Source organism: Streptomyces sp. NPDC096205 (assembly GCF_044763135.1).
Lineage (GTDB): Bacteria > Actinomycetota > Actinomycetes > Streptomycetales > Streptomycetaceae > Streptomyces.
The window spans coordinates 62,765-74,596 of sequence record NZ_JBIWFS010000011.1 but is presented as its reverse complement, the minus strand read 5'-3'; the positions used below and the strand labels follow the sequence as shown (position 1 = coordinate 74,596).

Genomic DNA, 11,832 nt, shown 5'->3' with positions numbered 1-11,832 from the left:
TTCGATCCTTGCAGGGAGAAGCGTGCGCGAGCCCATGACGCCCGGCGCCGCCGCCTGTCCGCCGTGATGCTTCGCCCCCGGACGTGAGCCCGGCGCACTCGCGCCGACCTGTTCCGTCCGCTTCCCGTTCTTCCGGTTCCGCGCTCACGGAGCCGTCCCGCGGGGTGCCGGCCCGGCCCTTCGCATCGTTTTCCGCACGTCCCGGCCTGCCGCAGGGGCGTGCCCGAGCACGACAGGTTCGTCTCCCTTGTCTTCCGCTGCCACCGCTGTGTCCCCGGCCGCGCGCCTTCGCGGTCTGAAGCCCGACTGGCTGTCCGATCCGAAGGTCTGGCGCACCGAGGTCCTGGCGGGCCTGGTAGTCGCTCTCGGTGTCGTTCGCGACCTTCGACTGGCACTCCATCGCCCCGAAGACGCTTCGGCGGATGCCCGCAGGAGAGATCGTCGTGATGCTCGTGACCGTCGCCTGCGTGGTCGCCACCCACAACCTCGCCATCGGTGTCGTCGTCGGCTCCGTCACCGCCATGGTCATCTTCGCCAAGAGCGTCGCCCACCTCGCCGAGGTCACCGCCGTCCTCGACCCGGAGGGCGGCTCGGTCGTCTACCGGGTCTCCGGCGAACTGTTCTTCGCCTCCTCCAACGACCTAGTCGGCCGGTTCGACTACGCGGGCGACCCCGCCAAGGTCGTCATCGACCTGTCGGCCGCCCACATCTGGGACGCCTCCTCCGTCGCCGCCCTCGACGCCATCGAGACCAAGTACGCCCAACGCGGCAAGACCGTCGAGATCACCGGCCTCAACACCCCCAGCGCCGACCTCCACGAAACGCTCAGCGGCGAACTCGCGGCCGGCCACTGACCACTCGTACGAGTGGCCGCTAGGCGTCGGCGCCAGAGCTGAGGCAGTGCACCGTGACCTGTCCGGCGTGCGGGCTCAGCAGGTCCTGCAGTTCGTCCGCCGCGGACTTGAGGAGGTGCCCGTCGCGGGTGGCGTGGAGGGTCTCGAGGACGAACGCGACGTGGGTGGAGTCGTCGGTGACGCGCGTGCGGTGGGCGTCACGGTGGTTCCAGTGCCGGGTCAGTACGTCGGTGGTGTCGCTGTAGACGACCTCGCCCGGCTTGGGGTTCTCGACGCTGTCGGGTTCGCCGAGCGGGGTGAAGGTCTCGCTGCCGTCCGCGTAGTGGATCTCCACGTCGCCGGTGACGTGGTCGAGGTCGAAGGCGCCGGCGGGCAGACCGTGGCGGACAGAGACGAAGTTGTACGAGTCGACGGCCGGGTTGATCCGCGGCAGGACGCCCTTCTTCGCCAGGCGGCGGCCGAGGGCGTCGACGCTCGGGCGGATGCGGCGGGGGTTGGTGCCGAAGGAGCGGTAGGCGGTGTGCCACGCCTCGATGCGCGGGTCGGTCTCGTCGGCAGGCTGCCAGGTGCCGTCGGCGAGCTGCCGCTCCAGTTCCTCCAGGGCGGCGGCGGTCGCGGGCCAGGGCTCGTGGCCGCGCAGGTCCGTGGCGGTGACGACGGCGATGAGGGTGTCGGGGAAGGCGTCGGCGACAGCGGGGCTGATGCGGAAGGTGGTCATCAACGGGGCTCCGTTCCGGGCGGCGGACGGGTACGACGGATCGGTAGAGCAGATCGGTACGGCGGACGGCTACGACGGTCCCGTACGTCGGTGACTTCCATACGTCGGTGACGTCCAGGCGCAGGCCGCGGATGCCGGACAGCATGGGGTCCTTCGAGGGGGAGGTCAGGTGAGGGCGAGGAGGCTGACGGCGACGGCGGCGGTGCCCAGGCCGATCAGCTGGCCGCGGTGGAGGCGCTCGGCGAGCACGCTGCGGGCCAGCAGGACGGTGCCGGCCGGGTAGAGCGCGGTGATCACCGCGACGACGGCCAGGTCGCCGCTGCGGGCGGCGAGCAGGAACAGCAGGTTGGCCACCGAGTCCAGTACGCCGGCCGTCGCCGACACGGCGTACGCGGGCTTCTCGGCTCCCAGCCTGCGGTACATCAGGCCGGCCGCGGCCAGGGTCACCGCGGAGGAGACGGCGCGGCCGATGATCAGCGGACCGACGCCGCTGGCGGCGGGGGCCTGGTGCAGGAAGACCAGTTGCAGGGCGATGGCGGCCCCGGCACCGAAGGCCAGCAGCAGCGCGGTGCGCGAGGGCCTGGCCGACTCCGCTCCGTGCCCGGCGCTGACCAGCACCACCGCGGCCAGCGCCAGGGGCAGACCGGCCAGCCCGGCAAGACCCAGGCGCTCGCCCTGCACCAGCCCGACGCCCACCGGCAGCATCGCCGAGACCAGCGCGGTGACGGGGGAGAGGACGTTCATCGGGCCGATCGCCAGGGTGCGGTAGAGCAGGGCGAACGCGGCGGCCGACGCGACACCGGACGCCGCGCCCCAGCCGAGGGTGGCGGAGTCGAAGGAGGCGCCGAGGAAGGGCCACAGCAGCAGCTCGACGGCGAGCGAGGCCGGGGCGGCGACCATCACGGTGCGCAGGACATGGGCCTTGCGGGCGCCGAGACCGCCGAGGAAGTCGGCGCAGCCATAGGCCAGGGAACTGCCCAGGGCCAGCAGCAGAGCGATCACACGTACATCCCTTACTATCAATGGAACGACCACACCGTACAACGCACTGACCGGAGCTAGTCAACCGAACGACCGCGCGGTGCAGTGCAGTGACCACCTGCTGGGAGGGGCGAAGCGATGGCCGAGACCGAGGCGGCGCTGCGGACGCTCGCGCACAACGTCAGGGCGGCCCGTACCCGCGCCGGGCTCTCCCTGGACGAACTCGGCCGGCGCGCCAAGGTCAGCAAGGGCGCTCTGGTGGGGTTGGAGAAGGCCCAGGGCAACCCGAACTTCGCCACCCTGGTCCGCCTCGCCGACACCCTCGGCATCTCGGTGTCCGCGCTGATGGAAGGGCCGGCCGAAGGTCGGGTCCGGGTGGTGTCCGCCGAGGCCGTCATGCCCTTGTGGGCCGGGGAGAAGGGCAGTGAGGCGCGGCTGATGCTGACCACGTCGGGGCCGGCCCCGGTCGAGGTCTGGCGCTGGAAACTGGAACCGGGCGAGGAGTACCTCAGTCACCCGCACCAGGCCGGCGTCGTGGAGACCGTCAGCGTCACCGCCGGTGAGATGGTGCTCGTCGTCGACGGCACCGAGCACCCTGTTCGGGCCGGACAGACCGCCGCCTTCGACGGCGACGCCCCCCACACCTACCGCGGCTCGGGCACCGAGACCTGCCATCTGATCATGACCGTTCACATCCCGCCGGGTCCGGGCGTCACGGCCTGATCGCTCGGCGGGGCCGGAGCGTCGTAGCAGCAGGGGCCGTCGAACCGGGGCGGCGGTGGTCAGCCGGCCGGGGTCGGCCTGGAGCTGCCCCCACCGACGCCCCGTCAGGACGCAAGAGGCCAGGGACACTTGCGTCCAAGCGATGTACCTTCCGGCAGCCGTGACCTGCAGCGAAAGTGGTTTTCGCCACCGGGCGCCGCTCCCGCGGACGGCCTTCACAGCTGCACCTGCAGGGCAGCTGTCCGGGCCGGGGATCTGCGTGCGCCCGCTCGAATTCCATGCCGCAGGAGACCCGCATGAAGCTGAGCAACGCCGTCCGCCGCGCCTCCGCCGCCCTCGCCGTCGGGGTCATGTCCCTCGGGCTCGTCACCGTCGCCGGCGGGGCCGCGCAGGCCGCAGCCTCGTGCACCGGCGACGTGTCGATCTACGGCACCCTGTCGGACGGCCGGCTGACGTACACGCAGATCGAGCCGAACACCGGCAACCGCGTGAAGACGCTCATCGGCCCGAACCTCGGCTTCACACCGAAGGCGATGGCGACCCTCAACTTCAATACGGTGCTGGTGACTTCGACCACCGGCGATCTCTACCGCGTCGACATCCAGACCAATAACACCTCCCTCGGACTGGCCGCGATCGTCAAGATCTGGGACGGCGGCTGGACCTTCGACAAGATGGTCTACGACGGCGCCGGGCACCTCTACGGCACGGTCGAGGGGCAGCTCCATCAGTACCTGGTGTCGCAGGACAAGCCCTCGGGTTCGGCCCACATAGGCCAGCACGTCGTGATCGACACCGGCTTCGTCCTCAAGACGCTGGCCGCCGCGGGCGACGACCGCATCGTCGCCTCCACCTCGGACGGACGGCTGCTCAGCTACAAGATCAACGGGGTGGGCGACTGGGACCGCTCCGTCCTGAAGTCGAGCGGCTGGTCCGCGGTGGACTCCCTCTCTTCGCCGGGCGGCGGCCTCTACTACGGCCGTACCAACGGCGGCATGTACTGGTACCACGACGCGGACCCGACCGACGGCGACGGCAGCGACATCGCGTACCACCCCAACGACCCGGTCGACGCCTCCGGCTGGACCCAGACCCTGCTGTCGGCCTACGGCAACAACTGCGCCTACGTACCGTCGGCCCCGCCGCACTCCGTGCAGGGCGGCACCATCTACCGCAGCGAGGTCATGACCCGGGCCAGGGACTGGTACAACCGCAACATCCAGTACAGCCAGAGCGCCTACGCCACCGACATCGAGGGCGACGACACCTACCGCACCGACTGCTCCGGCTTCGTCTCCATGGCCTGGCACCTCACCTCCTCGCTGACGACGCAGACTCTCCCCAGCGCGGGCACCCAGATCTCCAAGGCCGACCTCAGGCCCGGTGACGCTCTGAACTCCAGCAGCGAGGGGCACGTGGTCCTCTTCGCCGGCTGGAAGGACCAGGATGCCGGCACCTTCTACTACTACTCCGAGGGCAGTCCGTCCTCGGACATGAACTACAACTCCGCGAACGTCTACAGCGGCACCATCGACAGCCACGCGGCCACGTCGTACATCGCCCTGCGCTACGACAAGATCGCCTGACGCCCCTACAGGGCAGGAGAGCCAAGGGCGGAACGGCACAAGGGCGAGGTCCCCTCGGATGAGGGGGCCTCGCCCTTTTCGGTCACGTGCTTTCGCTGACGTGGGCGATCAGTACCAGTTGTTGGCCTGCCAGAAGTTCCACGCGCCGCAGGGGGAACCGTAGCGGCCGTCGATGTAGCTCAGGCCCCACTTGATCTGGGTGAGGGGGTTGTCCTTCCAGTCGTCACCCGCCACGTCCATCTTGCTCGCCGGCAGCGCCTGCGGGATGCCGTAGGCACCGGAGGAGGGCTTCGTCGCGTCCCAGCGCCAGCCGCTCTCGTGGTCCCAGAGCGTCTCCAGACAGCCCCACTGGGTGGAGTTGGCCCAGGCCGCGTCCTTGTCGTTCATCATCTGCCGCCCGGCTGGTTGAAGCCGGACCAGCCGGACGACTTGAGGGCGTTGCTCTTCCAGGAGCCGGCGCCTGCGATCGTGTAGTCGAGCAGCCGTCCGTCCTCGGTGGTGGCGCCGAGCCGGTCGTCGCCGGTGGCGGTGAGGGTCTTCAGCACGAACCCGGTGTCGATCTCGGTGCGCACACCGATGTGCTGGGAGCCGGCCGGCTTGTCCTCGGTGACGTTGTGGCGCAGCAGCAGCCCGGCGGAGGTGGTGCGGTACAGGTGGCCGTGACCGTCGTGGGTGAGCTTGTCGTGGGTCCAGCCGCTGTCCGCGATCCGCACCGGCGCGTTCAGCAGGGCGAGGCTGGTGTTGTTGGTCTTGATGTCCACGCGGTAGAGGGCGCCCGAAGTCGACGTCTCACTGCCAGCCGGCGTCCGCCGGGGTGACCTGCCAGCCGGCGTCCTCGGGAGTGACCTGCCAGCCCGCGTCGGCGGGGGCGGTGGCGGTGGCGGTGGCGCCGGACGCTGTGACCGTGTCCGCCGCGGACGCTGCGGTGACGGCCGGGGCGGCGATCACCGTGGCGACGAGGAGAGAGGCGACCGCGGCGGCCTTGGCGACGGGGATGCGAGGCATGGCTGTTTCCGTTCCATCCGGGGACGAGGTGCGGCGACCGGCCGGTGTCGCGTCCCGCGGTGACGCGCCGTCCTGGCCGGTGATCCATAGACTCGCCGCGGCGCAGGCCGGAGAGAAGAGTTCACGGATGGACGGAAAGGGCCTTGGACCGATGCGTCCAGACGGGTGCCGTGTTCAGTCCGTCGTCCGGTGCGTCCGGACGGGCCGTGTTCAGACCGCCGTCCGCTGCGTCCGGACGGTCCGTGTTCAGTCGGTCGTCTGCTGCGTGGCAGACGGGCCGCGTTCAGTCCGCCGTCTGCGGCTCGAAGGCCAGCGGCACCAGCGGCACCCCGGAGCCGGTCAGCCGCGCCCCGGCCAACTCCCGTACCTCACCCAGAAGTCGCTCGCAGACACGTACGGCCCGGTCCTCCGCTTCCTCGATCCCGTCGGCCAGGAGATAGAACCCGAGCGTGAGTCTGGAGGGGGAGCGGGGGTGCACGGCGAGGTGCTCGACGCGGTCGTCGGGGACGATCGCCGACCGCACCGATGTGCCGACGTCCGAGGGCAGTTCCTCACCGGGGGGAAGTTCCAGGTGGGCGTGGACAAGGTACATGCGCTCCAGCGTCTCAGCGGATCGGCGTGTCAAGTGGCTGCGGGAGATGGCCGTTTGAGTCCACGGCCGATTCCGTCCTGCCCCTGTGACCGACCTGCCTCCTCTGCGAAGATCCCGTTGAGACAGGGGATGTAGTGTGTGCAGGAACTGGGGGACCCACATGCTGACCACGCTCGGACTCGACCCAGTCGTCGAGACGGTGTACCGCGCCATGCTCAGACATCCGGCCGCCGGTGTCGTGGCTCTTGCCGACGCCGTGGGCCTGCCGGAGGAGGAGCTGCGCCGAGCCCTCGACACCCTGAGCGAGCTGGCCCTGGTGCGTCCCGCCGCCGGGGACGCGGGCAGGCTGCGGGCGGTCTCGCCCGACATCGGCATGGAGATCCTGATGGCCCGGCAGCAGGCCCAGCTCGCGGCCCAGCAGCAGCGCCTGGAGGCCTCGCGGGCGGCAGCGGCCCAGCTCATCTCCGAGTACGCCGAACTGCGTCCGGCCAGCAGCCATCCCGGAGTCGAGCAACTGGTCGGGCTCGACCAGATCCGTGACCGGCTGGCCGTCCTCACGCGCGAGGTGAAAGAGGAGTTCCTGACCTTCGCGCCCGGCGGGCCGCAGACCGCGGAGAACATGGCCGCGTCACGGCCGCTCAACGAGGACCTGCTCGGCCGCGGGGTGCGCATGCGCACGATCTACCTCGACAGCGTGCGCGGCAACCGGCCCACCGTCGAACACGCCAACTGGCTGGCAGGGCTTGGCGGTCAGGTCCGTACGGTGGCGTCGCTGCCGACGCGGATGATCATCATGGACCGGCGTGTCGCCATGATCTCGGTCAGCAGCGACGACACCGCCGCGGGCGCGGTCCTTCTGACCGGGCAGGGCACCCTCACCGCGCTGTGCGCGCTCTTCGAGACCACCTGGGACTCCGCCCAGCCCCTCGGGCAGGCCGTCCCGACCGACGCGAACGGGCTGACCGGCCAGCAGGCCGCCGCGCTGCGCCTGCTGGCCGAGGGCCACACCGACGAGGCGATCGCCAAGCGGCTCGGCGTGTCCCACCGTACGGCCCGCCGGATCGCCTCCGAACTGATGGACCGCCTCGACGCCCGCAGCCGCTTCGAGGCCGGCGTACGTGCCGTCCAGCGCGGCTGGCTGCCGGTCCGGCCGTAGCCGCAGGACGGCGAAACACCGGGATGCGCCCCGCTGCCGGGGGCGTTGACGCGTTGCGGTCCGCTCAGCCGGTGTGCAGGACGCGGAAGCGATCAAACTGTGCCGGATCTCGATCGACGACTTGGATCGGCGTCGCAGCCCACTGCCAGACGCTGATGCCCGGCGTGCGGGTGAACTCCATCCGCCCGCGGGTGCCTTCGACCGCGACGCGCGGCCAGGACGCGGCGGTGCGCGCGCGGTCCGTCCCGTGGGAGCGCAGCACTTCGGCGAGGACGGCGATCGTGTCGTACCCCTCGAAGGCCACGAAGGAAGGCGCCGCACCCAGCTTCTCGCGGAGCGCGGTCTCGACCCGCGTACCGAGAGGGCTGAGACGCTCGGGCAGGTACCGCAGGAACGGGATCGAGGCCCCGTCGTCGCCCAGCAGCGCCGCCCATTGGGCGAACTCCGGTTGCCCGGCCGGAGCACCGATCACGACCTCGGCGAGGCGCGGGTCACGGCGCACGGCCTGGACGATCGGCACGGCCGGCTCCGGATGGCCGACCAGAAGGAGCAGGGCGGTCGCGCGACTGTCGACCAGCGCGTCGCACAGAGCCGACGGAGACAGCGCGCCCGCGTCGAGTTCGACGACCGTGCCGCCGCGCGGAGCGAGGCAGTCCCGCAGGATGCGGGCTCCGGAAGCCCAGTACACACTCTGCTGGGCCGCTACGGCGATACGTCTGTGGCCCGCGGCGAACAGGAAGTCCGCGAAGACCCGCCAGCCGCGCGACTGCGGCGGCGAGATGCGCGCGACCCATTGCGTCGGCTGTTCGGTGAGCGCGTCGAGCACCGCCGACGAGCACAGGAACGGCAGCCCGAGGGCGTCGGCCCTGGTGGCAGCGGCGCGAGCGACGACGCTGTGATACTCGCCGGCCAGGGCGGCCACGCCCAGTCGAGCCAGTTCGTCCACGGCCGCCGCAGCCTTCTGCGGATCAGCCGCGGTGTCCCGGACCACCAGCTCCAGCGGCCTTCCGGCGATCCCGCCGCCGTCATTGACCTCACCGACCGCCAGCTCGAGCCCCGCGAGCACCTGCCGACCCGCCTCGGCCCAGCCCGGCCGAGTCAGCGGAACGAGAGCACCGATCCGAACGGGTGCTCCGCCGGTCCGCTCCGCGCCGGACGACGATGGTGGCGTATGCATGTCCTGGCATCTCCCGGATGACGAATCAGTGGTGGTGCCTGTCAGTTGCACCAGCGCCACGACGGTCGGCCTCGCCTGCCGCTGTGATCATGGAACGGCAGCGTAGCCACGCCGCTTGGAAAAACCAAGTGGCTCGCGGGTCTCAGTGCGGAGAGGGCGGCCGGCCCCATGAGGTCTCCAGCGTCGCCCGCAGAGCGTCGACGGTTTCCCGGCCGATGCGCTCGGCGAGTTGCTCTTCCAGCCGTTCCAGGATGGCGCCGGCCTGGCGATGTGCGCGTTCCCCCTCCGGGGTGCGTCGGATCAGACGCTGACGGGCCGAGGCGGGGTCGGGGATCTGTTCGAGCAGTCCGCCGGCGACCAGGCCGTGTACGGCCTGGTGTGCGGTCTGCCGGGTGACGCCCATGCGCCGGGCCAGCTCGGCGACCGTGGTCCCCTCGTCGTCCAGTACGGCGAAGAGCTGCGCCTGCGTCGGGGACACCGGCGTCGCTCCGGCTGCTTCCAGGGCCGACAGCAGCCCCTCTTCGAACCAGCGCCGGGCCTCTCCGAGCAACTGGGGAAGGTTGCGGCGAGTGGTGGACTGCATCTGATCCTCACGGTGGGCCGGGCTCGCATCCAGCGCTTGCTCACTCACACCTTCTCATGTCAGGCTACCTGACATTCCTGGCGGAGTCCGATCTCGGGAGAACCCATGACCATCGAGTACGCCACCCGTTACCGGCGGGCCTCACGGATACCCGCGGAGCCCGGCAAGCCGTACTTCATCGAGAAGGGCGAGGGCGACCGCGCGCATCTGTTCGGCGACCTGATCACCATCTACGCGGGCGGGGAGCAGACCGAGAACACCTTCAACTTCTTCACCGTCGAGGGCCCCAAGGGCGACCTCATCCCCGCGCACCTGCACACCGACACGCACGAGGTCTTCTACGTCACCCACGGCGCGGTCCGGCTGTTCGTCGAGGACACCGAAGGAGACCAGCAGGAGAAGCTGCTCCTTCCCGGCGACTTCGGCTTCGTGCCGAAGAACTGCCGGCACGCCTACCGCATGGAGCGCCATCACAGCCAGGTCGTCGGCGTCGCCGCAGGCCCTGGCGGCACCTTCGAGCGGTTCTTCGAGAACCTCGGCGCGCCCACCGAGCAACTGGGCCTGCCGCACCAGCCGGTCGTCCCCGAACCCCGCAAGTTCGCCAGTGTCCCCGAGCAGTACGACGTGCGCTTCCTGCCCGACCACCAGTGGCGGACGCGATGACAGACGGCGGACCCGCACTGCGGGAACTCATCGGCGCACCCCACCCCGACCACGCTCCACTGCCGCCCGGCACACCGCGCGAACCCGGCGTACGCGAACTGCGCGGCATTCCCTACGGCAACCTCGAAGGCAGCCGTCCACTGGAACTCGACCTGTGGCTGCCCGAGACCGTCCAGGACGAGCCGCTGCCGCTGGTGCTGTTCGTGCACGGCGGCGCCTGGCGACGGGGGCGGCGCGACGACATGGGCATGCGCACACGCCACTGGAGTCCCACCCCCTTCGCGCGCATCGCGGCCACCGGTCTCGCTGTCGCCTGCGTCGACTACCGCCTCAGCGGCGAGGCGACCTTCCCCGCCCCGCTGGACGATCTGCACACCGCCCTGCGCTGGCTGACGCTGCGCTCCGCGGAGCTCGGCATCGACACCGCGCGGACCGTCGTATGGGGAGAGTCCGCCGGCGGACACCTCGCCTCACTCCTCGCCCTGTCCCCCTCCGCCCCGCCGGTGGCCGGCGCCGTGATCTGGTACGGCCCGAGCGACCTGACTGCCGCACGGGGCTGGTTCACCCCCGAAGACGCCGCCACCCCCGAGGCACTCCTGCTCGGCGCGGCCCCGTCAACCGCCCCACAGCACGCCCGCGCGGCGAGCCCCCTCGCCCAGGTCCGCCCCGGAGCCCCTCCGTTCCTCCTCGTCCACGGCGAGCAGGACACCATGGTGGCCTGCTCACACAGCCAGTCCCTGGCTGCGGCACTGAAAGAGGCCGGATCGCCGGTCGAACTGTGGACGGTGCCCGGCGCCGACCACGGCTGGTACGGGCTTCCCGACGCGCAGGTGGAGGAGATCTTCAGCCGCTCTCTGTCGTTCACGCGGCGCCTCGTGACGTGAGAAGTTCCGCTGCACCTGCAAGAGATCACCCCTCGAGGGCTGATGAGCGGGACGGATATCGTCCTGGCATGACACAAGGGTTCGATCTTGCCGCGTCGCTCGCCAGGGGCGTCGAAGGCCGCAGTGGCGCTTGGGCCTTCATCCAGGGCTTCGCCGCCCACTGGGCGGGCGCCGCGCCGGCAAGCGACGACGGATGGACGGAAGCGGAACTCGACGCTGCCGAGGAGAGGTTGGGTGTCCGGCTGCCGGCGGCGTTGCGTGAGGCGTATCAACTGTTCGGCCGCCGACAGGATCTCACCAGCAACCACGATGTGCTGCTCAGCCCTGCGGAGTTGTACGTCGACGACGCCAAGGAGGCACTGGTCTTCCGCCATGAGAACCAGGGATCCGCATCCTGGGGCGTTCTCCTCGACAGCCTCCGGAACGACGACCCCGCGGTGCTCATCCGGCTCGACCTTGCCGACAAGAGCGCCGAGCGGTGGGAGGAATGGCTGGAGCGTCTTTCCCTTTCCTTCGTCGAGATCATCCTGTCGGAGTCCCTGCAGGCCGACGAAGAGCTCTGCGACTACCTCGACCCCGACGGCGACAGCCTCGACCTGCTGGAGACGAACCTCGTCCGACTGCCCTTCCCGGCATACCCCAGCGGCGAGGCGACCCGCTGGTTCCTGGGCCACGACGTCCTCCTACGCGATGACGACGGCGCGGCAGTCCTGGCCCGGGGCCGAACGGCAGAGGACCTCGACCGTGTTCGGGACCTGATCCCGGGGGATTGGCTCAACGACTGTCGCTGACCATGTTGGAGCCGGCGCTCTGTGCAATGTCTGCGCAGCGAGTCAGATCGCGTCCGCCCTCGATGGTGAGGGGGCCGGGCCGCGCCTATTGATCGCTGCCGAGCCTGCTGATTGGCTGG

Annotated in this window: 13 protein-coding genes and 2 pseudogenes; 7 read left to right on the top strand and 8 right to left on the bottom strand. The window is 70.5% G+C overall.

The features are described 5' to 3' along the window. Nucleotides 1-368: 368 nt before the first annotated feature. Nucleotides 369-854: pseudogene (locus ACIQ6Y_RS34340) on the top strand (STAS domain-containing protein); the annotation flags it as partial. 19 nt (nucleotides 855-873) lie between these two features. Here the strand turns inward: ACIQ6Y_RS34340 and ACIQ6Y_RS34335 are convergent. After that, entirely contained in the window at nucleotides 874-1,572 is a 699-nt protein-coding gene (locus ACIQ6Y_RS34335) for a B3/4 domain-containing protein (RefSeq protein WP_404045283.1), read from the bottom strand. A 165-nt stretch (nucleotides 1,573-1,737) separates the two neighbouring features. After that, nucleotides 1,738-2,574, bottom strand: a complete 837-nt coding sequence (locus ACIQ6Y_RS34330; RefSeq protein ID WP_404045280.1) for an EamA family transporter — start codon at nucleotides 2,572-2,574, stop codon at nucleotides 1,738-1,740. A gap of 117 nt (nucleotides 2,575-2,691) precedes the next feature. On the opposite strand from ACIQ6Y_RS34330, the gene ACIQ6Y_RS34325 reads away from it, so the two are divergent. Both ACIQ6Y_RS34325 and ACIQ6Y_RS34320 read left to right on the top strand, forming a co-directional pair. Then, nucleotides 2,692-3,276: a helix-turn-helix domain-containing protein gene (locus tag ACIQ6Y_RS34325; protein ID WP_404045277.1), complete on the top strand. Its 585-nt coding sequence runs from the start codon at nucleotides 2,692-2,694 to the stop codon at nucleotides 3,274-3,276. A gap of 296 nt (nucleotides 3,277-3,572) precedes the next feature. Continuing rightward, nucleotides 3,573-4,862, top strand: a complete 1,290-nt coding sequence (locus tag ACIQ6Y_RS34320) for a hypothetical protein (RefSeq protein ID WP_404045275.1) — start codon at nucleotides 3,573-3,575, stop codon at nucleotides 4,860-4,862. A 108-nt stretch (nucleotides 4,863-4,970) separates the two neighbouring features. On the opposite strand, the pseudogene ACIQ6Y_RS34315 reads toward ACIQ6Y_RS34320, so the two are convergent. The 4 genes and pseudogenes from ACIQ6Y_RS34315 to ACIQ6Y_RS34300 all read right to left on the bottom strand — a co-directional run. Further along, nucleotides 4,971-5,186: pseudogene (locus ACIQ6Y_RS34315) on the bottom strand (peptidase S1 and S6); the annotation flags it as partial. 62 nt (nucleotides 5,187-5,248) lie between these two features. Then, the gene (locus tag ACIQ6Y_RS34310; protein WP_404045273.1) at nucleotides 5,249-5,623 is read right to left on the bottom strand and encodes a hypothetical protein; all 375 of its coding nucleotides are present in this window, start codon (nucleotides 5,621-5,623) and stop codon (nucleotides 5,249-5,251) included. A 28-nt stretch (nucleotides 5,624-5,651) separates the two neighbouring features. Then, nucleotides 5,652-5,867, bottom strand: coding sequence for a hypothetical protein (locus ACIQ6Y_RS34305; RefSeq protein ID WP_404045271.1), 216 nt, complete (start codon nucleotides 5,865-5,867; stop codon nucleotides 5,652-5,654). A 283-nt stretch (nucleotides 5,868-6,150) separates the two neighbouring features. Next, the gene (locus ACIQ6Y_RS34300; protein ID WP_404045268.1) at nucleotides 6,151-6,459 is read right to left on the bottom strand and encodes a hypothetical protein; all 309 of its coding nucleotides are present in this window, start codon (nucleotides 6,457-6,459) and stop codon (nucleotides 6,151-6,153) included. A 160-nt stretch (nucleotides 6,460-6,619) separates the two neighbouring features. Between ACIQ6Y_RS34300 and ACIQ6Y_RS34295 the strand changes: the two genes are divergently transcribed. Further along, nucleotides 6,620-7,615, top strand: coding sequence for a helix-turn-helix domain-containing protein (locus tag ACIQ6Y_RS34295; RefSeq protein ID WP_404045266.1), 996 nt, complete (start codon nucleotides 6,620-6,622; stop codon nucleotides 7,613-7,615). 64 nt (nucleotides 7,616-7,679) lie between these two features. Here the strand turns inward: ACIQ6Y_RS34295 and ACIQ6Y_RS34290 are convergent, their stop codons facing one another. Together ACIQ6Y_RS34290 and ACIQ6Y_RS34285 are read right to left on the bottom strand one after the other, a co-directional pair. Next, nucleotides 7,680-8,792: an ABC transporter substrate-binding protein gene (locus ACIQ6Y_RS34290; protein WP_404045953.1), complete on the bottom strand. Its 1,113-nt coding sequence runs from the start codon at nucleotides 8,790-8,792 to the stop codon at nucleotides 7,680-7,682. Nucleotides 8,793-8,934: 142 nt separating this feature from the next. Continuing rightward, entirely contained in the window at nucleotides 8,935-9,375 is a 441-nt protein-coding gene (locus ACIQ6Y_RS34285) for a MarR family winged helix-turn-helix transcriptional regulator (RefSeq protein ID WP_404045263.1), read from the bottom strand. 105 nt (nucleotides 9,376-9,480) lie between these two features. Here ACIQ6Y_RS34285 and ACIQ6Y_RS34280 point away from each other — a divergent pair, with 105 nt between their 5' ends. From ACIQ6Y_RS34280 to ACIQ6Y_RS34270, 3 genes are all read left to right on the top strand, one after another. Then, a complete protein-coding gene (locus ACIQ6Y_RS34280; protein ID WP_404045260.1) occupies nucleotides 9,481-10,038 on the top strand; it encodes a quercetin 2,3-dioxygenase in 558 nt (185 codons plus the stop codon). Further along, nucleotides 10,035-10,922, top strand: a complete 888-nt coding sequence (locus ACIQ6Y_RS34275; RefSeq protein WP_404045257.1) for an alpha/beta hydrolase fold domain-containing protein — start codon at nucleotides 10,035-10,037, stop codon at nucleotides 10,920-10,922. Before ACIQ6Y_RS34280 ends, ACIQ6Y_RS34275 begins: the two co-directional genes overlap by 4 nt. Before the next feature lie 68 nt (nucleotides 10,923-10,990). Continuing rightward, entirely contained in the window at nucleotides 10,991-11,713 is a 723-nt protein-coding gene (locus tag ACIQ6Y_RS34270; RefSeq protein ID WP_404045254.1) for an SMI1/KNR4 family protein, read from the top strand. The last annotated feature ends 119 nt before the right edge of the window (nucleotides 11,714-11,832 follow it).